Source organism: Streptomyces sp. BR1 (assembly GCF_052373795.1).
GTDB lineage: Bacteria > Actinomycetota > Actinomycetes > Streptomycetales > Streptomycetaceae > Streptomyces.
Map to the genome: position 1 here is coordinate 4136683 of NZ_CM126252.1, position 20176 is coordinate 4156858.

Below are 20176 nucleotides of genomic sequence, written 5' to 3' on the forward strand. Positions count from 1 at the left end.
GAACGGAAACGGGCGGCGCTCCGGGGTTCGCACCGGATCACCGCCCGTCGGGGCCAGCCGCGCCGGCTAGGCCGCGCTGCCCGCCTGCCACTCGCTCCAGCCCATGTTCCAGCCGTTCAGGCCGTTGTCGGGGGCGATGGTCTTGTCGGGCGAGTTCTTGACCGTCACCACGTCGCCGATGAGCGTGTGGTCGAAGAACCACTTGGCGGAGGTGTCGCCCTGGGCTCCCTGGACGTCCCGCAGGCCCACGCACCCGTGGCTTGTTCCCTCGTTGCCGAACGGGTCGCCCTTGTACCAGTAGTTGCCGTGGATGAAGGTCCCCGACTCGGACAGGCGCATCGCGTGCGGCACGTCCTTGATGTCGTACTCGCCGCCGAAGTTGACCGTCGCGCCGTTCATCCGCGTCTCGGTGAACTTCTCCGAGATCACCATCTGGCCCTTGTACGTGGGGTGTTCGGGGCTGCCCGTCGAGACCGGGATGGTCTTGATCGTCTTTCCGTCCTGCTGGACGGTCATCTGCTGCGTCTTGGCGTCGACCGTGGAGACCTGGTTGCGGCCGATGGTGAAGGTGACTGTCTTGGACTGCACGCCGTAGACGCCGTTCGCGCCCTGCACCCCGTCCAGGGCGATCTTCATCGTCACCTTGGACCCGGCCTTCCAGTAGTCCTGCGGCCGGAAGTCGAGGCGGTCGGCGCCGAACCAGTGGCCGACCACCTGCTGGCCGCTGCTGGAGGTGACCGTGATGTGCGACTGCACGGCCTTCTTGTCGGTGATCTGCTTGTCGAAGTTGAACGAGACCGGCATGCCGACGCCGACGGTGGAGCCGTCGTCCGGCGTGTACGTGCCGATGAAGCTGTTCTTCGTCGTCACCGTGGTGAAGGACGAGTTCTCGGTCGCGGGGCGGCCCTTGTCGTCCTTGCCGGTCGCCATGATCTTGTACTGGGTGCCGCGGTCCAGCTTCGCGGTGGGCTTCCAGGACAGTCCGTCGGCGGCGAGCGTGCCCTCCACGGCCTTGTTGGTCTGCGCCTCGACCATGGTGACCTGGGTGAGTTTGCCGCCCTGGGCGGTGACCGCGGTGCCGTTGATACCGGCGTTGGACGACCCGTTCTTCGCCGAGATCGTGATCTTCAGGGTGGAGGCGTCCTTGGCGGCCGCGGCGTCCGAGCCCTTCTTGTCGTCCTTCCCGGCACCCGACGCGCTGCCCTCGCAGGCGGTCAGGGTCAGGGCGCCGAGCAGCAGCGCGGACACGCCGGCGATTGCCCTGAGCCGGTTGGTGCGCCGAAGCTGCTGGGTGCGGGGCTGCGGCTGCGCGGCGGTGTCCGGCGAGATCACGGGCTGCTCCATCTGTGCGTGTGTTACTCCAGTACGTGCACAGAGCACCCATATACGTGAATTGGTTGCGAGAATGGTGTGTGACTCAGGCCACATTCATTCCTTCCGGCGGGCTCAACTCCCGTACAAATCCCGGTAAGACGGGAATGTCCCACCCGCTCCGGCCACGCCCTCGGCGGCGCGGACGGCCTTGGTGATCGCGCGGGCCACCGCGTCCGCGCCTGCCGCGAGGACGTAGTTGAGGTCGAGCGGCGACAACGGCTCCCCGCTGCCGGTCGCGAGGGCGAACACCGTGTCGCCGTCGTGCATGAGGTGGACCGGCCGGATCGCCCGGGCCATGCCGTCGTGCGCGATGCCCGCGAGCTTCTGGGCGTGCGGCCCGGTGAGCGGCGCGTCGGTGGCGACGACCGCGAGCGTGGTGTTGAGCGGCGGCATGCCCATGGCGGCCCGGCTCTCGTCGATCCGCTTCAACGCGGCCTCGTGGACGGCCGGTTCGGGATACGTGAGGTGTCCCTCCAGGCCGTAGAGGGCGCCGGTCGCGGGGTCGAGGACCGAGCCGACGGCGTTGACGACGACCAGTGCGCCGACCGTGGTGCCCGAGGTGAGCTTGATGCTCGCGGTGCCGACGCCGCCCTTGAGGCCGCCCACGACGGCCCCGATTCCGGCGCCGGCATTGCCCTGTTCGACCTCGGCCGTGGCCGCCGCGACGGCCGCGCGGCCGGTCGCCGCGTCCGGGCGGGCACGCCAGTCGCCGCCGCGCCCGAGGTCGAAGAGGCACGCGGCCGGGACGACCGGAACGACCTGCTCCGGCTCGGGCCCCACCCGTACCCCGCGCCCCTGCTCCTCCAGCCAGGCCATCACACCCCCGGCCGCGTCCAATCCGTACGCACTGCCGCCCGTCAGGACGACGGCGTCGATGCGCTCCACGACATTGCGCGGGTCGAGCGCGTCGGTCTCCCGGGTGCCGGGCCCGCCCCCGCGCACATCCACGGCCGCGACGGCCCCCGGGGCCGGGGCGAGGACGACGGTCGTACCGCTGAGAGCGCGCTCACCCGGAACGCGCGCGTGCCCGACGAGGATGCCGGGCACGTCGGTGATCGAGTCGGTCATGGTGCCCGACGGTACGCCTGCGGGGGCGCGGGGGAGGGGCTTGCGCGTTACTCCGGTGCGGGCCGCTCGGCGTCATGCCTGCGCCGGGCTTTCGCCGGTACGTCGGCTCAGCGTCGCCCCGATGGCCACGGTGGCGGCCGCGACCAGGCCCGCGAACAGGACCGCCCGCTCACCCGCGAAACTGCAGGCCAGGATGGCCAGCGCCGAGACGGGCAGGGTCAGTTGCTGGGTCGTGGTGCGCTTGAAGTGGCGGGCGTGCAGCGCCCAGACGGTCAGCATGAACACAGCGGCGGGCACCGTGACGGCGGCCGACGCGGCGGCGGTCGAGATGTGCGCCTTGCCGACCCGCTGCTCCACGGCGACCTCCATCCCCGCGCCGATCGCGGCGGCCGAGCCGAGGAGGACGGAGTGCCCGTACCCCCAGACGAACGCCTGCTGGTTGGAGGTGAGATGCCCGGCGATGGGCACCGCGAAGTAGATCCACCACGCGGCGAAGACGATCAGCAGCCCGCCGCCCGCGAGCGGCAGCAGATCCCCGAGCGCGTCGTGCTCGTCGAGCGCCTGCTGTACGGCGACGGTCGCGGCGGACACCGTCTCGCCGAGCACGATCAGCGTGAACAGGCCGTACCGCTCGGCGATGTGGTGCGGGTGCCAGGTGGTCTGGGTGGTGCGCTCGGCGATCACGGGTACGGAGAGTTCGGCGGCGGCCAGCACCACGAACACCCATGACCGGGCGGTGTGCGGCACGAAGAGCAGCCCGACCCAGCCCAGCTGGCACACCACGAGCCCGGCCGCGTACCGCAGGGCCATCCGGCGCTCGCCGGGGCTCGCCGCGGAGCGGGCGGCGCGCAGCCACTGGCTGGTGAGCGCGAGCCGCATCACGATGTAGCCGACGATGCAGACCCCGTAGTCGCCGTTGTCGAAGGCGCGGGGCACCCCGGCGGCGAGGATGAGCACACCCGCGATCTGTACGAGGGTGACCACCCGGTAGAGCGGGTCGTCGCTGTCGTAGGCGGAGGCGAACCAGGTGAAGTTCATCCACGCCCACCAGATGGCGAAGAAGACGGCCAGATAACCGGCGATCCCGTGGCCGACGTGCCCCTCGGCGAGCGAGTGGACGAGCCGGGCGCCGGCCTGGGCGACGGCGACCACGAAACAGAGGTCGAAGAAGAGTTCCAGGGGGGTCGCCGCGCGGTGTTCCTCGTGGCGACTGCGTGCGGTCATGCGAGGCATGGGGCCTAGGAGACCAGATGGGGTGGGCGGGGAATCCCGTAACGCGCCGCCGTGGGGATTCTCGTGGTGCGCCGCCCGTGGATTCCCGTAACGCGTCGTAGGGCCCATCGGCCCCATGGGTCCCCTGTGCGGCGGGACCTTGGGCAGGGCGAAGACGCGACATTGGCCTCTCACCTCTCCCCTTCCCCAGGCAGAGCCTTGAGGTATCAGGACTCGTCTCACCCCCCTGGGATCCACCATGAGTTCCGCACTTCAAGACCGGCCCGCGCAGCTGGAAGCGGGCATCCCCGGCCCGGACCGCGACCAGTACCGCCCCGATCGTGACCAGTACCGCCCCGGCCGTACGATCACCGACTGGGAGCCGGAGAACGAGGCGTTCTGGCAGTCGACCGGCCGCAAGGTCGCCCGTCGCAACCTGTGGATCGCCGTCCCCGCCCTGCTCGTCGCGTTCGTGGTGTGGCAGGTCTGGTCCGTGACGGCGACGAACCTCAGGGACGTCGGCTTCGGCTTCAGCACCTCGCAGCTGTTCTGGCTGACCGCGATCCCGGGGCTCACCGGCGGCACGGCCCGCATCCTCTACACGTTCCTGGGCCCGATGATCGGCCAGCGCCGCTTCACCGCGCTCTCGACGGTCGTGCTCGTGGTGCCCCTGATCTGGCTGGGCGTGGCGATCCAGAACCCGGACACCCCGTACGCGGTCATGGTCTCCATCGCGGCCCTGTGCGGCATCGGCGGCGCGAACTTCGCCTCCTCCCTCGCCAACATCGGCTTCTTCTTCCCGAAGGCGGAGAAGGGCAACGCGACCGGCATCAACGGCGGCCTCGGCAACCTCGGCGTCTCGGTGGTCCAGCTGGTCACCCCGATCGTCATCACCTCGTCCGTGATCGCGCTCGGCTCGGCCCAGCACAAGGCCGACGGCACCCCCGTCTACCTCCAGAACGCGGCCTTCCTGTGGGTGCCGGTCCTGGTGATCCTCGCGGCCGTCGCCTGGTTCGGCCAGAACGACCTGAAGGTCGCCGCCACCCCGTTCCGCCAGCAGAAGATCATCTTCCGCCGCAAGCACACCTGGCTGATGACCTGGCTGTACGTGGGAACCTTCGGCTCGTTCATCGGCTTCGCGGCCGCTCTGCCGCTGCTGATCAAGACGACGTTCCCGGCGTACTCGATCGCCACCTACGCCTGGATGGGCCCGGCCCTGGGCGCGCTGGCCCGCTGGGCGGGCGGCTGGATCGCGGACCGCCTCGGCGGCGCTCGCGTCACGGTCCTCTCCTTCCTCGGCATGGCGCTCTCGATCATCGGAGTGATCAACTTCCTTCCCGCCGGGTCGGATTCGGGAAACTTCTACGGCTTCTTCGCCTGCTTCCTCTCCGCCTTCCTCTTCTCCGGCATCGGCAACGGCTCGACGTTCCGGCAGATCCCGGTGATCTTCCGCAACCGGCAGGTGAAGGGCCTGGAGCCCGGCACCCCGGAGTACGCGAAGGCCCTGAAGCAGTCCGAGGTGGAAGCGGGCGCGGTGACCGGCTTCACCTCCGCGATCGCCGCGTACGGCTTCTTCTTCATCCCGGCGATGTTCGCCAACTTCGCGGTCACCAGCGCGATGTGGGGCTTCGTGGCCTTCTACGCCAGCTGCGTCCTGGTCGCCTGGCACTACTACGCCCGGCGCTCGGCGGAGGCCCCGTCCTGACCGAGGCCACCGGCTCCTCATCCACCCCCTCAGAATTCGGAAGGCGCACGCCATGACCGTGACCGCAGGCGAAACGACGAACGCGACGGTGGAAGGGGCGGAGGCGACCGGCGACGCCTGGCGCGGCTTCGCACCCGGCCCGTGGAGCGACACCATCGACGTCCGCGACTTCGTCCAGCGCAACTACACCCCGTACGAAGGCGACGCCGACTTCCTCACCGGCCCCACCCCCCGCACCACCGCCGTCTGGGACCAGCTGCTCGCGATGTTCCCGACGGAGATCGCGAACGGCGTCCACGACGTCGACACCCGCACCCCCTCCCGTATCGACGCCTTCGCCCCCGGCTATGTCGACCCCGACCAGGACCTCATCGTCGGCCTGCAGACCGACGCCCCGCTCAAGCGCGCCATCATGCCCAACGGCGGCTGGCGCATGGTCGAGAGCGCCCTCAACTCCTATGGCTACGAGGCCGACCCCGACGTCCGGGACATCTACACCAAGCTGCGCAAGACCCACAACGACGGCGTGTTCGACGCCTACACACCGGAGATCCGCGCCTGCCGTTCCTCCGGCATCATCACGGGCCTGCCCGACGCCTACGGCCGGGGCCGCATCATCGGCGACTACCGCCGCGTCGCCCTCTACGGCGTCGACCGCCTCATCGCGGCCAAGCGCGCCGACCAGGACGCGCTCGCCCACGAGTGGCCCAGCGAGAACGTCATCCGCGACCGCGAGGAGACCGCCGAACAGATCCGGGCCCTCGGCGAGCTCAAGTCCATGGCGCTCTCCTACGGTTACGACATCTCCGGCCCCGCCACCACCGGCCGCGAGGCCGTCCAGTGGCTGTACTTCGGCTATCTCGCCGCCGTGAAGGAGCAGAACGGCGCGGCCATGTCGATCGGCCGCATCGACGCCTTCCTCGACATCTACCTCCAGCGCGACCTCGATTCCGGGACCCTCACCGAGTCCGAGGCCCAGGAGTTCATCGACGACTTCGTCATCAAGCTCCGCATCGTCCGCTTCCTGCGCACCCCCGAGTACAACGAAGGCTTCTCCGGCGACCCGACCTGGGTCACCTGGTCCATGGCGGGCCTCGGCGAGGACGGCCGCCCGCTGGTCACCCGTACGACCTTCCGCGCCCTGCGCACCCTCTACAACCTCGGCCCGGCCCCCGAGCCCAACCTCACCGTCTTCTGGTCCCACCGCCTTCCCTCCGGTTTCAAGGAGTACGCCGCCAAGGTCGCCATCGACACCAGCGCCCTCCAGTTCGAGTCCGACGAGCTGATGCGCCCCAAGTACGGTGACGACACCGCCATCGCGTGCTGCGTCTCCGCGATGGCCGTCGGCAAGCAGATGCAGTTCTTCGGCGCCCGCGTCAACGTCGCCAAGGCCCTCCTCTACGCGATCAACGGCGGCCGCGACGAGAAGACCGGCGCCCTCGTCGTCGAGGGCTTCGAGCCGATCACCGACGAGTACCTGGAGTACGAGACGGTCGCCGAGCGCTACGACCTGATGCTCGACTGGCTCGCCAGGACGTACGTCCACGCGCTGAACGTCATCCACTACATGCACGACAAGTACGCCTACGAGCGCATCGAAATGGCCCTCCACGACCGGGAGATCCTGCGCACGATGGCCTGCGGCATCGCCGGTCTCTCGGTCGCCGCCGACTCCCTCTCCGCCATCAAGCACGCCCGCGTGAAGGTGATCCGCGATGACACCGGTCTCGCCGTCGACTACGAGATCGAGGGCGACTACCCCGCCTACGGCAACAACGACGACCGCGCCGACGCCCTCGCCGAGCGCCTGGTGCACGACTTCATGGAGAAGGTCCGCCGTCACCCCACCTACCGCGACGCGGTGCACACCCAGTCCGTCCTGACGATCACCTCCAACGTCGTGTACGGCAACAAGACCGGCCACACCCCCGACGGCCGCCGCGCCGGCGCCCCCTTCGCCCCGGGCGCCAACCCGATGAACGGCCGCGACCGGCACGGCTACATCGCCTCCGCCCTCTCCGTCGCCAAGCTCCCCTACGACGACGCCGAGGACGGCATCTCCCTGACCAACACCATCACCCCCGACGCCCTGGGCCGCACCCCCGAGGAGCGCGTCGCCAACCTCGGCGGCGTCCTCGACGGCTATATGGCGAGCGGCGGCTTCCACATGAACGTCAACGTCCTCGACCGCACCACGCTTGAGGACGCCGTGGCCCACCCGGAGAACTACCCCCAGCTGACCATCCGGGTCTCCGGATACGCCGTCAACTTCGTACGCCTCACCCGCGAGCAGCAACTCGACGTCATCAACCGCACCTTCCACGGCGCGCTGTAGCCCGAGCAGTTGGCCCGCCCGGCCCGAGCAGTGAGGAGTCCGTCATGACCGTGCTGACCGGACGGCCCGAGGGGGTGGTGGCCCCGGCCGCCACCCCGGCCGCCGCCGCGACCCGCCGCCCCGCCGAGGGCTCGGTCCACTCCTGGGACCTGTCGACGGGCGTCGACGGCCCCGGCAGCCGCTTCGTCACCTTCCTCTCCGGCTGCCCGCTCACCTGTCTGTACTGCCACAACCCCGACACCTGGCGGATGCGGGACGGCACCCGCACCTCGGCCGACGACGTGATCGCCGAGGCCCGCAAGTACACGGCCTTCATCGCGGCCGCAGGCGGCGGCGCGACCGTCAGCGGGGGCGAACCCCTGCTGCAACCCGTCTTCACCGGCGAACTGCTGCACCGCCTGAAGCACGAGCTCGGCCTGCACACCGCGCTCGACACCTCCGGCTTCCTCGGCGCCCGCGCCACCGACGCGCTGCTCAGGGACGTCGACCTGGTGCTCCTGGACCTCAAGTCCTGGGACCGGGACACCTACAAGTCGGTGACCGGCCGCCCCCTGCGGCCCACCCTGGACTTCGCCCACCGCCTCGCGGACCTCGGCCAGGACGTCTGGGTACGGTTCGTCCTAGTCCCCGGGCTCACCGACGACCCCGCGAACATCGAGGGCGTCGCCGCCTTCGCCGCCTCCCTCGGCAATGTCTCCCGCGTCGACGTCCTGCCCTTCCACAAGCTCGGCGAGGCGAAGTGGCAGGCGCTCAGGATGCCCTTCACCCTGCACGACACGCCGTCCCCGACCCCTGTCGAGGTCGCCGCCGCCCGGGCCGTCTTCACCGCCCACGGCCTGCACGCCATCTGACTGAAGGGTTCACCCCACCGCCTGTCAAAACAGGTGAAACCGTCCCATAGCCACCTACGGTGGCCAGGTGACCGAGCCTCCCGCAGCATCGCCGCCCGCCGTCGCGCTGCGCGCGACCGTGGCCGGTACCGCCGTCTCCCTTCTGCTGATCCTCGCCATCTTCTTCGGCAGCCGCCGGCTCAAGGACTTCGACTCGGCCCTGATGCCGTACGCGGTGGCCACCGTCTTCCTCGCCTTCGGCGTCGCCTACCGCTACACCGTCTGGATCTCCTCCCCGGGCGCCCGCCGCCTCTTCAAGCAGGGCTGGCGCAGCCTGTTCTCCGCCGCCAACTTCCGCCGCGCCCCCACCGCCCTGCCGAGGATGGCCGCCACCTATCTCGGCTTCCAGAAGTTCCTCGGCGCCCGCTCGCACGCCCGCTGGGGCGCCCACCAGCTGATCTTCTGGGGCTGTCTGCTGGCCGCAGCGATCACGTTCCCGCTGACCTGGGGCTGGTTCACCTTCACCACCGCGACCGGTTCCGGACCCGGCTACGAGATGCGGATCTGGGGCGTGAAGCTGCTCGGTTTCGACTCGCTGAACATCGTCGGCTGGCTGATGTTCCACGGCCTGGACATCGCCGCGGTCCTGGTCATCCCCGGTGCCTCGTACTTCCTGTGGCGCCGGATGAAGGACCGGGGCGCGATCACCGGCCAGCGGTTCGCCTACGACCTGGTCCCGCTGCTCCTGCTGATCGTCATCTCCGTGACCGGGCTCCTCCTCACCTTCTCGTCGATCTTCCTGCACGGCGGGGGCTATCAGTTCCTGGCGCTGCTGCACATGGTGACCGTGGTGCTCACCCTCATCTACATCCCGTTCGGGAAGTTCTTCCACATCGTCCAGCGGCCGGCCGCCGTCGGGATGCAGCTGTTCAAGTACACCGCCCGCCAGAACGAGCAGGTCTTCCACTGCCGCCGCTGCGGGCAGCCGATCGACACCGCTCCTTACGTCGAGAACCTGCGGGGCACCATGCGCGACCTGGACCTCGGCTTCGACGCCTGGGCCGAGTACTGCCCGCGCTGCAAGCGGGTGCTGCGCGGCACCGCGTACCTCTCGCACGTCAAGAAGGGCTACAAGTGACCCGGCACGTCCCGCTGGACCCGTCCATCGCCCCGCCCGGCACCCGCAACTTCCGCGACGCGGGCGGCATCCCGGCCGACCAGTGGCGCGCCGACCAGGACGGCGAGACCCTCGTCCCCACCCACTGCTGCTTCTGCGGGGTGCAGTGCGGGATGTATCTCCGCGTCGACAGCGGCGGCAAGGTCTTCGGCGTGGAACCCCGCAACCACGACATCAACCGGATGCGCCTGTGCCCCAAGGGCATCAACGCGTATCAGCAGGTCAACCACCCCGACCGGCTGACCGCCCCGCTGTTGCGCCGCTCCCGTGACGAGCCGTTCCGGGAGGCCTCCTGGGAGGAGGCGCTGGACTTCACGGTCGCCGAGATCCGCCGCATCCAGGCCGCCCACGGCAACGACGCCTTCGGGCTGCTCGGCGGCGCCAGCCTCTTCTCCGAGAAGACCTACCTGGTCGGCAAGTTCGCCCGCGTCGCGCTCAAGTCGCGGCACGTCGACTACAACGGCCGGCTGTGCATGGTCTCCGCCGCGGGCGCCAACAAACTCGCCTTCGGCATCGACCGCGCCGCCAACCCCTTCTCCGACATCCTCCTCACCGACTGCCTGCTCATCGCCGGGTCCAACGTCGGCGAGTGCTTCCCCGTCATGACGCAGTACGTGTGGGGCGCGCGCGACCGGGGCGCCACCCTGATCGTGATCGACCCGCGCGAGACGGCGATCGCCCGCACCGCCGACATCCATGTCGCCCTCAAGCCCGGCACCGACTCGGCCTTCTTCAACTCCCTCCTCCACGTGGTCATCAAGGAGGAGCTCGACGACGAGGGCTTCGTCGGCGCCAACACCACGGGCTGGGAAGAGGTCCGCGACAAGGTCGCCGAGTATCCCCCCGAGCGGGCCGCCGAGATCTGCGGGATCCCGGCCGCCCAGATCGTCGAGGTGGCCCGCACCTTCGCCCGCGCCCCCAGGGCCATGGCCTGGCACGCCCGGGGCATCGAGCACCACTCGCAGGGCGTGGAGAACTGCCTCTCCGTCATCAACCTCTGCGTCGCCACCGGCAACCTCGGCAAGCCCGGCTCCGGTTACGGCACCATCACCGGCCAGGGCAACGGGCAGGGCGGGCGCGAGCACGGCCAGAAGGCCGACCTGCTGCCGGGCGGGCGCTCCATCACGAACCCCGAGCACCGCCGGCAGATCTGCGAGATCTGGGGCATCGAGGAGTCCGAACTCCCGCCCGCCGGAACCTCGATGATGGAAATGGTCCATCAGATGCGCCGCCAGGAGATCCGCGGCCTGATCGGTATCTGCAACAACCCCTTCGTCTCCCTCCCCAATTACGCGACCGTCAAGGACGGCTACGACACCCTCGAATTCCACGCCCAATTCGACTTCTTCCTCTCCGAGACCGCGGCCAACGCGCACGTGGTCTTCCCCGTCACCACCTGGGCCGAGGACGAAGGCGTGATGGCCAACGCCGAGGCCCGGGTCGTCAAGCACAACAAGGCCCAGGAACCCCCCGCCGGAGTCCGCACCGACACCTGGGTGATCTGCCAGCTGGCCCAACGCCTGGGCGCGGGGGACAAGTTCAGCTTCCCCGGCTCGCGCGAGGTGTTCGACGAGCTGCGCACCGCCTCCGCCGGAACGGTCAACGACTACTACGGCATCACCTACGAACGCCTGGAGGAGACCGGCGGGATCGCCTGGCCCTGCCCCTCCACCGACCATCCGGGCACCCCCCGCCTCTTCGAGGACGGCAAGACCTGGCACCCCGACGGCAAGATCCATATGCAGGTGATCGAGTGGCACCCGCCCATGGACCCGTACGACGACGAACACCCCCTCTCGCTCACCACCGGCCGGACCGTCGCGCACTTCCTCTCCGGCAACCAGACCCGCAGGCTCGGCGCCCTGGTCGAACAGACCCCGCGCCCCTGGGTCGAGGTGCACCCCTCGCACGGCTTCCGCAACGGCGACCCGGTCCGCGTCGTCACCCGGCGCGGCAGCGGGGTCTTCCCCGCCCTGGTCACCGAGGCGATCCGCCCCGACACCGTCTTCATCCCGTACCACTGGCCGGTCCCCACGTCCGCGAACGCGCTGACCATCGACGCCCTCGACCCCCGTTCCAAGATTCCCGAGTACAAGGTCTGCGCCTGCCGCATCGAGCCCGGCGAGCGGATCGACGAGGTCCCGGCGCCCCCGACCGCGCCCGGCCAGGTGGCCTACCCGGCGACCCAGGTCTCCCGCACCGATCCGCTGCCGCCCACGTCCCCGCAGGGCCGTGGCACCGCCGAGAGGAGCTGACGCCCGCGATGATGGGCAGAACGATCTTCATCGACCCGGGGCGGTGCATCGGCTGCCAGGCCTGTGTCTCGGCCTGCCGCGAGTGCGACTCGCACCGGGGCAAATCCATGATCCATCTCGACTACCCCGACGAGGGGCACTCGGTCGCCTCCCTTCCCACGGTCTGTATGCACTGCGAGGACCCGGTCGCGCCCTGCGCCGAGGTGTGTCCCGCCGACGCGATCCTGGTGACCGCCGACGGTGTGGTGCAGCAGGCCGACACCACCCGCTGCATCGGCTGCGCCAACTGCGTCAACGCCTGCCCCTTCGGCGTACCGAAGATCGACCTCCAGGCGAAGCTGCAGATGAAGTGCAACCTCTGCTACGACCGCACCGCCTATGGCCTGGCCCCCATGTGCGCCACGGTCTGCCCCACCGGCGCCCTCTTCTACGGAACCCTTGAAGAGCTCCAGGCCGAGCGCCCCGGCGTCCGTGTCGCCGACTCCTTCACGTTCGGCGATGTCGTCGTCTCCACCGGAGTGGCGATGGTCGTGCCCGCCGACAAGGTGCAGTGGCCGGTGCCCGGTGGCCTCCCGGTCGTCGAGGTGAACGGGAGGGCGGTTCGATGAGCACGCCGGAACAACCACCTTCGGGCCAGGAACCGGTTCCGGGACCAGATCCTGAGCCGGGCCCGGAACCGGTGCCAGGACCAGCCCCCGAGCCGGGGCCGGCACCAGCTGGGGGACCGGCGTCGGGAGCAGACCAGGCACCTGCTGCCGAACCAGGTGCGAGGCCTTGGCCGGACCCCGCGCAGGAGGCGCTGCGCGACCGCGTCTCCGCCGACTCGCTGACCACCCGCCGCGACTATCTGCGGATCGTCTCCACCGTCTCCTGCGGGCTCGCCGTCGGCGGTGTCGCCGTCGCCGGGGGAGTGCTCCACCGGCACGGTGACAGCGACGACGCCCCCAAGGCCAAGCGCGTCGCCGAACGGCTCGGCCCCGGCGAGTCCATCGCCTTCCGCTTCCCCGGCGAGGACGACCGCGCGGTCGGCGTACGCCTCAAGGACGGCACCCTCGTCGGCTACTCCGCCGTCTGCACCCATCTGGCCTGCGGGGTGCTGTGGCGCGCGGACCGGGGCACCGAGGGGGAGCTGTACTGCCCCTGCCACGAAGGGGTCTTCGACGCCCGGACCGGCGAGGTGACCGCCGGGCCGCCGCCGCGTCCGCTGCCGAAGGTGCTCCTCGTGGAGGAGATCGACGGCAGCGTCTGGGCGGTGGCCACCACCCGCTCCGGAGAGAGCGTCAAGGACGCCATGTGCCGGCAGTTCGGAGACAAGCGCCCGGACATGGCGGCCCGGATCGGCTGCTCCGGGACACGGGCCCAGACCGAGAAGGACGAGCGGACATGAAGAGCGAGCGGACATGAGTGCCGACGGTGGTACGGGGATGGGTATGGATGCGGCCGGCGGCGACGGGACGGTCGCCCCTCGGCCGCAGTACACACCCGGCAGCGCACAGCCCCGGCTCAACCGTCCGGTGCGGGACCGGTACCCCCAGATCCGTTCCACCAGCGGGTACGGCGACCCTCGGATCCGCCGCACCGGTCCGGGACCCGGTGCGGGCACCGAGCAGGAGCCCGAGCGGTCCTCGAAGCTCAGCGCCCGCCTCGCCCTGGCCATCACCGTGGTCATCGGCCAGCTCTGGGGTCTGACGGTCGTCGTCGACGAGTGGATGAAGGGCGCCACCGGAACCGCCTGGTGGGGTGCGGGCTTCCTGGGCCTGTCGTTCGTCGTGGTCCTCGGGCTGTGGCTGCTGGACCCGAGGGATCGCTGAGGGTCCGGTACCGGAGGCCGGGCCGGGGCCAGGGATGGGGGCGGGACTGGTCCCGTCGCCGACGCGGTGTCGCCGTACCCTGGAAGCATGAGTACCGCCCCCGCCCCCGGACCGCGCGATGCGAAGTCGGCGCCCGACCCGAAGCCCAGGCCCGCGCTGGTCTTCGACGATCCGCTCGACCAGCAGTCGTCGGACGACACGGACCGTGGGTGGGGTGAGCGGGCCCCGGCCGGTGGCAGCGCGGCCGACCTCGCGCGCTTCCTCGACGAGAAGCCGCCCCACCACATCTGACAGAGCCGCCGCAGGAGTGTTACGGCGCGCTGTGCCCCGAGCCGCGCTGGGAGACCAGGGCGTCGCGGATCTCCTTCAGGACTTCCAGCTCGCTGACCTCCAGGGTCTCCTGGACGCCTTCCTTCGCCCGGTCCCGCTGGGTCTTCTTGGCCAGGTACTTGGCCATCGGCAGCACCATCAGGAAGTACACGACGGCCGCGGTGATGATGAAGGTGAGCACCGCGCTGAGGACCGAGCCCCACATGATCGGGATACCCGAGACCGCCTCGCCCGTCTTCGGATCGATGTCGCACGGCCCCTTCAGGCATGAGCTGTAGCTGTTCAGGTCCTTCGTGCCGAACGCGCCGATCAGCGGGTTGATGACGCCCTTCACGACCGAGTTCACGACGGCGGTGAACGCGGCGCCGATGACCACCGCGACCGCCAGGTCGACCACATTGCCGCGCATCAGGAAGGCCTTGAAGCCGTCCAGGACACCGCCGCCCTTCTTCTCGTCGGTCACGAGTGAACCTCTCTTCGCAGGTGCAGGGGGTGGAGCAAATCGTTCCGCAACCTACGTCAGCGCATGGCCGGGATGTCCAATCCAGGTACGCAAACAGGTGACTTGACAGGATGTCAGTGCTATTCATATGATTCAGCGCAGGGTCACCGCCAGCCGGGCCGAGGCTCCCGCGCCGACGAGCGTGGTCGCGGTGGCGCGGGGGACGGAGAGGATGATCAGCGCTCCGCCGTCCGGCGAGGGGTCGTGCGGTCGGGGCACGTCGGTGACCCGCACGCCCGAGGCCACCACCCGCGCCGCGCCCCCGCCCCCGCCGCCCGAGCGTGAGTCGGGCGACGCGATCACATCGACCCGGTCGCCGGGCCGCAGCAGCCGGACCGTCTCCGCGTCCGCGATCCGTACCGGTGCGGACACCACTTCGACGGCCTGGTGCGCGGGTTGTCGCGGCGCGGCCTGCTGGTGGACGCCCGTGCTCGCGGTGTTCGCCGTATCGCTGACGCGCGGGGCCGCGCGGCCGGGCCCGCCCGCACCCGTGGCCGCCAGGGCCGCTGCCGCCACGGCGAGTCCGGCGGCCATCGCCCGCCGCCGGCGTCGCACGGCCCGCCGCAGCCGGTGTCTGCCGCCGCGCACCCGCAGCGGCGGGAAGGCGGGCACGCCGAGCGGCTCGGGTGCGGCGGAGTGGGCGGGGGAGGGTGTGGGCAGGGCAGGGGGCATGGACATCGTGGGTCACCACCGATCGTGCGGAGCGAGTGCTGCTCGAACGCTCCTCACGATCCCCGCCCCGCCAACTTCCCGCTGAGCCCTGTGGATTGCTCCCCGATTGTGGATAACTCCCTCACCCGTTCGAGCGGATGGCGCGTCGAGCGGGCGGGGCTTCGTGCGGATGGTGCTTCGTGCGGACGGGGCGGCGGATTCGCTACGGCAGCCGGATCCCCGTGTCCAGCCCGTCCAGCGCCCGCGCGCACAGGCAGTCGCGGCCCTCGCCCGCCGGCAGCGCGGCCACCGCGTCGAAGAGCACCGTCCGCAGCCGGTCCACATTGGCCGCGAAGACCCGCAGCACCTCCTCGTGGGAGACGCCCTCGCCCGTCTCGGCCCCGGCGTCCAGGTCGGTCACCAGGGTCATCGACGTGTAGCAGAGCCCCAGTTCACGGGCGAGAACGGCCTCGGGGTGCCCGGTCATGCCGACCACCGACCAGCCCATCGCCGCGTGCCACCGCGACTCCGCGCGCGTGGAGAACCGCGGGCCCTCTATGACGACCAGCGTGCCGCCGTCCACCGGCTCCCAGTCCCGCCCGCGCGCCGCCGTCAGCGCCGCCTTGCGGCCCTCGGGGCAGTACGGGTCGGCCAGCGCGACATGGACGACGTTCGGGATCGAGCCGTCGGGCAGCGGGTAACCGTCGTAGTACGTCTGCGTGCGCGCCTTCGTACGGTCGACGAGCTGGTCCGGTACGAGCAGGGTCCCCGGCCCGTACTCGGGCCGCAGCCCGCCCACCGCGCACGGGCCGAGCACCTGCCGTACGCCCACCGACCGCAGGGCCCACAGGTTGGCGCGGTAGTTGATGCGGTGCGGCGGCAGGTGGTGGCCGCGGCCGTGCCGGGGCAGGAACGCGACCCGGCGCCCGGCGATCTCGCCCAGGAACAGGGAGTCGCTGGGGCTGCCGTACGGGGTGTCGACCTGGATCTCGGTGACGTCCTCAAGGAACGAGTAGAAGCCCGAACCGCCGATGACGCCGATCTCTGCGTTAGCCATGCGGAGCACACTAGCCGGGGCCGCCGGACGCCAAAACGTGCGTACGGACGCCTACGCGCGCGTGGATCGCGCCCCCGTACGCGCGCACCTCGCGGACCCGTACGCGCGCGTGCATCACCGCAGGTACGCCGAAGACCCCGCCGTACGTGACGGCGGGGTCTTCGGTTGGTCTGGAGCGCGCGACCCGGTGGGTCAGGCGGCCGACGACGAGCTGGTGGAGCTCGACTGCGTCGAGGAGGACGCGGCCGGCTTCGAGTCGGAGCTCGACGACGTCGACGGCTTGGCGGCCGAGGACGACGCGGGCGTGCTGCTCGACGACGCGCCGCGGCTGTCGTTGCGGTAGAAGCCGGAGCCCTTGAAGACGATGCCGACGGCCGAGAACACCTTCTTGAGGCGTCCGTCGCAGTTCGGGCAGACGGTCAGGGCGTCGTCGGTGAACTTCTGCACCGCTTCAAGGCCCTCGCCGCACTCGGTGCACTGGTACTGGTAGGTCGGCACTGTGTCTTCCTCCTGGCACTCTCACTCGATGAGTGCTAACGACGGTCCATAGTGACGTATTCCGCTGGATCAGTCCACCGTCACGGGAACTCGGTGACCGACGCCACTACGCGCGACGGTCCGGCTTTCGGCGCGCGGCGCGAGCCGCGAACGCAGGGATACCAGCGTGATCAGGGCCAGCGCGGTGCCCGCGAGCGGCACCAGGAAGCCCGCGCTGGAGCCGTGGGCGTCGGCGAGACGGCCGGCCACCGTGACCGCGCCGGCCTGGCCGAGCGCCACCGCGCCGGTCAGCCACGTGAAGGCCTCGGTGCGGGCGGAGGCCGGGACCAGGGACTCGACCAGCGTGTAGCCGGTGATCAGGGCCGGGGCGATGCAGAGGCCGACGATCAGGCCGAGGCCGCCGAGCAGCACCGCGGAGTGCATCGCCCAGAGGCCGGAGGCCGCCAGGGTCAGCCCGGTGTAGCCGGCGATCAGACGCGTCCGGGGCGCCGACTTCCAGGCGATGGCGCCGCACGCGATGCCCGCCAGCATGTTGCCCGCGGCGAAGATCCCGTACAGCAGACCGTTGGCGCCGGGGTTGCCGATCTCTTCGGAGAACGCGGTCAGCGAGACCTGCATGCCGCCGAAGACCGCGCCGATGCCCAGGAAGGACACGGCCAGGACGCGCACACCGGGGATGGAGAGCGCGGAGACGTGCTCCACGCGTGCGTGGCCCGCGATGTCGCGGCTGGGCTGCGGCTGGGTGCGGTGCTGGGAGGCGAAGAGCAGGCCGCCGACCAGGGTCAGCGAGGCTTCGGCGATGAGACCGGCGGCCGGGTGGACGCCGGTGCACAGCGCGGTGGCGAGCACCGGGCCGATGACGAAGGTGAACTCGTCCGTCACCGACTCGAATGCCGCGGCCGTCGACATCAGGGGCGAGCCCTCCAGCTTGGCCGCCCAGCGCGCCCGCACCATCGGACCGACCTGCGGCACCGAGGCACCGGTCGGGACGGCGGCCAGGAACAGCGCCCACAGGGGGGCGTCGGCCAGGGCCAGCGCGATCAGTACGGAGCCCGAGGCGGCGTGCACGAGGACGCCGGGCAGCAGCACGGCGCGCTGGCCGAACCGGTCGGCGAGCTTGCCGCCCTGCGGCGCGAAGAGCGCCATGGAGACACCGGTGACGGCGGCGACGGCGCCCGCGCTGCCGTAGGAGCCGGTGGTGTGCTGGACGAGCAGCACGATGCTGATGGTGAGCATCGCGAAAGGCTGCCGGGCGAAGAACCCGGGCAGGACGAACGACAGAGCGCCAGGAGTGCGCAGGAGCTGCCCGTATCCGGGGCGACGCTCAGAAGTGACCGTGGATGCCACGGTCCTTGCCTTTCTGCCGCCTGGTAGCGCGCCCCTGGTACGGGTGAGTACGGGCGTTGCCGAGAGCTGTCCTCATGCGCGGAACTGCGGTAGATGCCGGGGCTCACTGCGAGAGCCTCCGACCGCCATACGGTCGCGCCAGCTCTGCGTCAGGCAGAGTTGGTCGATCAGTGGTGTGCCTTCATGCTACAGGGGGAATCGGATCTGCGCCTGAGAAAGCGCGCAGATGGCCGAGATCACACCTGTGATTAACCGGATCTTCGCCCGGTTGTTCCCTGATTCGATGGACGCGAGACGACTCCTCCCGGCGATCCGAGGTGCCCAGCGGCCCGGCGGGCCTCAGCGGCCCGGCCGCCGGCCACGCGGCGCCACCGGCCACCCGGCGGCCCCGCCGCCCTAGCGGCCCGACGCAGCCGTGCCGCCCGCCCCCAGCCACCCGGCCAGCTTGCCGCCCTGCCCGACCGCCCGCAGCCGGGCCTCGGCCGCGTCCCGTACCGGGTCCGTCGCGATCACCAGCAGTTCGTCGCCGCGCCGCAGCACGGTCGTGGGCCCCGGTACGAAGCTCTTCCCGTCCCGTACGACCAGCGTCACCGCGGCGCCCGGAGGCAGTCGCAGCTCGTGCACCTCGACGCCGTGCATCTTCGACTCGTCCGGGATCGCCACGGACAGCAGATGGCCGCGCAACCGCTCCAGCGGCGCCGACTCGATCCCCAGGTCGGAGGCCGCCTCGGTCTCGGAGACCCGCAGCTTGCGGGCAAGCCAGGGCAGCGTCGGGCCCTGGACGAGGGTGTAGACGACGACCAGGACGAAGACGATGTTGAAGACCCGCTGGCTGCCCTCGATCCCGGAGACCATCGGGATCGTGGCCAGGATGATCGGTACGGCGCCGCGCAGCCCCGCCCAGGACATCAGGGCCTTCTCCTGCCACGGCATCTTGAACGGCAGCAGGCTGACCAGGACCTCAAGGGGCCGCGCCACCATCGTCAGGACGAGGCCGATGATCACCGCGGGCCAGAAGTCGCCGGAGAGCTTGTGCGGGGTCACCAGCAGGCCGAGCAGGACGAACATGCCGATCTGGGCGATCCAGCCGAGCCCGTCGGCGAAGCCGCGCGTGGCGGGCCAGTGCGGCAGCTTGGCGTTGCCCATGATCATCGCGGCCAGGTAGACGGCGAGGAAGCCGGAGCCGTGGGCCATGGCGCCCGCCGCGTACGCGGTCACCGCGATGGCCATCACGGCGATCGGGTAGAGGCCGGAGGCGGGCAGGGCCACGTGCCGCAGTCCCCAGGAGCCGAGCCAGCCCACCGCGAGCCCGATCCCGGCGCCGATCGCCAGCTCAAGGGCGATCTTCCCGGCCAGCAGGTACCAGGAGTCCACCGGGCCCGGCGTGGAGAAGGCGACGACCAGGATGACCACCGGGGCGTCGTTGAAGCCCGACTCGGCCTCCAGGACGCCGGTGATCCTCGACGGCAGCGGCACCTTGCGCAGCACGGAGAAGACGGCCGCGGCGTCCGTGGAGGACACCACCGCGCCGATGATCAGTGACTGCCGCCATTCGAGCCCGACCAGATAGTGCGCACCGGCCGCGGTGACCCCCACGCTCACCGCGACACCGACGATCGACAGCACGATCGCCGCCGGCAGGGCCGGACGGATCTCCTTCCACTTGGTGCCCAGACCGCCTTCGGCCAGGATCACCACCAAGGCGGCATAGCCGATGACCTGGGTCAGTTCGGCGTTGTCGAACTTGACGTCGAAGATCCCGTCCTGCCCTATCGCGACGCCTATGCCGAGGTACAGGAGCAGGCTGGGGAGCCCGCTGCGCGAGGAGATCCGCACCGCCGCGACGGCGATGAGCAGGACGAGCGAGCAGATGAGCAGAAGCTCGTTGAGATGGTGGACAGTCAGTGGCCGATCCTTCCCCTCACGCGCCGTCAGGCGCCCTCACGTACAGGCGCCGGAACGTTTCTTCAGTCACCTGTTACTTCGTTACCTTACCTAATCTTTGACGAGTTCTTTACGCGCGG

Annotated in this window: 18 protein-coding genes; 9 read left to right on the forward strand and 9 right to left on the reverse strand. The window is 70.5% G+C overall.

The features are described 5' to 3' along the window. Positions 1 to 66: 66 nt before the first annotated feature. From ACT1U9_RS18135 to ACT1U9_RS18145, 3 genes are all read right to left on the reverse strand, one after another. On the reverse strand, positions 67 to 1344 hold the full coding sequence (locus ACT1U9_RS18135; protein WP_444533769.1) for a L,D-transpeptidase: 1278 nt from the start codon (positions 1342 to 1344) through the stop codon (positions 67 to 69). Positions 1345 to 1446: 102 nt separating this feature from the next. Beyond that, entirely contained in the window at positions 1447 to 2442 is a 996-nt protein-coding gene (locus tag ACT1U9_RS18140) for a P1 family peptidase (RefSeq protein WP_444533770.1), read from the reverse strand. 72 nt (positions 2443 to 2514) lie between these two features. Beyond that, positions 2515 to 3675, reverse strand: a complete 1161-nt coding sequence (locus ACT1U9_RS18145; RefSeq protein ID WP_444533771.1) for a low temperature requirement protein A — start codon at positions 3673 to 3675, stop codon at positions 2515 to 2517. Positions 3676 to 3913: 238 nt separating this feature from the next. On the opposite strand from ACT1U9_RS18145, the gene ACT1U9_RS18150 reads away from it, so the two are divergent. The 9 genes from ACT1U9_RS18150 to ACT1U9_RS18190 all read left to right on the forward strand — a co-directional run bounded on the left by ACT1U9_RS18150 (position 3914) and on the right by ACT1U9_RS18190 (position 14058). Beyond that, positions 3914 to 5359: a NarK family nitrate/nitrite MFS transporter gene (locus tag ACT1U9_RS18150; RefSeq protein ID WP_444533772.1), complete on the forward strand. Its 1446-nt coding sequence runs from the start codon at positions 3914 to 3916 to the stop codon at positions 5357 to 5359. Positions 5360 to 5411: 52 nt separating this feature from the next. Then, positions 5412 to 7694 carry a formate C-acetyltransferase gene (gene pflB / locus ACT1U9_RS18155; protein WP_444533773.1) on the forward strand — a complete coding sequence of 761 codons (2283 nt, stop codon included), beginning with the start codon at positions 5412 to 5414 and terminating at the stop codon, positions 7692 to 7694. Positions 7695 to 7738: 44 nt separating this feature from the next. Next, complete coding sequence (gene pflA, locus ACT1U9_RS18160; RefSeq protein WP_444533774.1) at positions 7739 to 8545, forward strand: pyruvate formate-lyase-activating protein; 807 nt, start codon at positions 7739 to 7741, stop codon at positions 8543 to 8545. A 67-nt stretch (positions 8546 to 8612) separates the two neighbouring features. Continuing rightward, complete coding sequence (locus tag ACT1U9_RS18165) at positions 8613 to 9662, forward strand: MFS transporter (RefSeq protein ID WP_444533775.1); 1050 nt, start codon at positions 8613 to 8615, stop codon at positions 9660 to 9662. Then, positions 9659 to 11956, forward strand: a complete 2298-nt coding sequence (locus tag ACT1U9_RS18170) for a molybdopterin oxidoreductase family protein (protein ID WP_444533776.1) — start codon at positions 9659 to 9661, stop codon at positions 11954 to 11956. Before ACT1U9_RS18165 ends, ACT1U9_RS18170 begins: the two co-directional genes overlap by 4 nt. Positions 11957 to 11964: 8 nt before the next feature. Beyond that, a complete protein-coding gene (locus ACT1U9_RS18175) occupies positions 11965 to 12564 on the forward strand; it encodes a 4Fe-4S dicluster domain-containing protein (protein ID WP_188277186.1) in 600 nt (199 codons plus the stop codon). Beyond that, positions 12561 to 13343 carry a ubiquinol-cytochrome c reductase iron-sulfur subunit gene (locus ACT1U9_RS18180; RefSeq protein ID WP_444533777.1) on the forward strand — a complete coding sequence of 261 codons (783 nt, stop codon included), beginning with the start codon at positions 12561 to 12563 and terminating at the stop codon, positions 13341 to 13343. The genes ACT1U9_RS18175 and ACT1U9_RS18180 overlap by 4 nt, the downstream gene beginning before the upstream one ends. Before the next feature lie 37 nt (positions 13344 to 13380). Continuing rightward, positions 13381 to 13767, forward strand: coding sequence for a hypothetical protein (locus ACT1U9_RS18185; RefSeq protein WP_444539160.1), 387 nt, complete (start codon positions 13381 to 13383; stop codon positions 13765 to 13767). An 87-nt stretch (positions 13768 to 13854) separates the two neighbouring features. Continuing rightward, positions 13855 to 14058: a hypothetical protein gene (locus tag ACT1U9_RS18190; protein ID WP_444533778.1), complete on the forward strand. Its 204-nt coding sequence runs from the start codon at positions 13855 to 13857 to the stop codon at positions 14056 to 14058. A 19-nt stretch (positions 14059 to 14077) separates the two neighbouring features. Here the strand turns inward: ACT1U9_RS18190 and mscL are convergent, their stop codons facing one another. The 6 genes from mscL to ACT1U9_RS18220 all read right to left on the reverse strand — a co-directional run bounded on the left by mscL (position 14078) and on the right by ACT1U9_RS18220 (position 20087). After that, positions 14078 to 14560 carry a large conductance mechanosensitive channel protein MscL gene (gene mscL / locus ACT1U9_RS18195; protein ID WP_444533779.1) on the reverse strand — a complete coding sequence of 161 codons (483 nt, stop codon included), beginning with the start codon at positions 14558 to 14560 and terminating at the stop codon, positions 14078 to 14080. Between the two features lie 132 nt (positions 14561 to 14692). Next, complete coding sequence (locus ACT1U9_RS18200; protein ID WP_444533780.1) at positions 14693 to 15277, reverse strand: RcpC/CpaB family pilus assembly protein; 585 nt, start codon at positions 15275 to 15277, stop codon at positions 14693 to 14695. 196 nt (positions 15278 to 15473) lie between these two features. Next, positions 15474 to 16307 carry an S-methyl-5'-thioadenosine phosphorylase gene (locus ACT1U9_RS18205; protein WP_444533781.1) on the reverse strand — a complete coding sequence of 278 codons (834 nt, stop codon included), beginning with the start codon at positions 16305 to 16307 and terminating at the stop codon, positions 15474 to 15476. A gap of 192 nt (positions 16308 to 16499) precedes the next feature. Continuing rightward, positions 16500 to 16805 carry an FmdB family zinc ribbon protein gene (locus ACT1U9_RS18210; protein WP_444533782.1) on the reverse strand — a complete coding sequence of 102 codons (306 nt, stop codon included), beginning with the start codon at positions 16803 to 16805 and terminating at the stop codon, positions 16500 to 16502. A gap of 69 nt (positions 16806 to 16874) precedes the next feature. After that, a complete protein-coding gene (locus ACT1U9_RS18215) occupies positions 16875 to 18152 on the reverse strand; it encodes an MFS transporter (RefSeq protein ID WP_444533783.1) in 1278 nt (425 codons plus the stop codon). A gap of 396 nt (positions 18153 to 18548) precedes the next feature. Further along, the gene (locus tag ACT1U9_RS18220; RefSeq protein ID WP_444539161.1) at positions 18549 to 20087 is read right to left on the reverse strand and encodes a potassium/proton antiporter; all 1539 of its coding nucleotides are present in this window, start codon (positions 20085 to 20087) and stop codon (positions 18549 to 18551) included. Positions 20088 to 20176 lie beyond the last annotated feature (89 nt).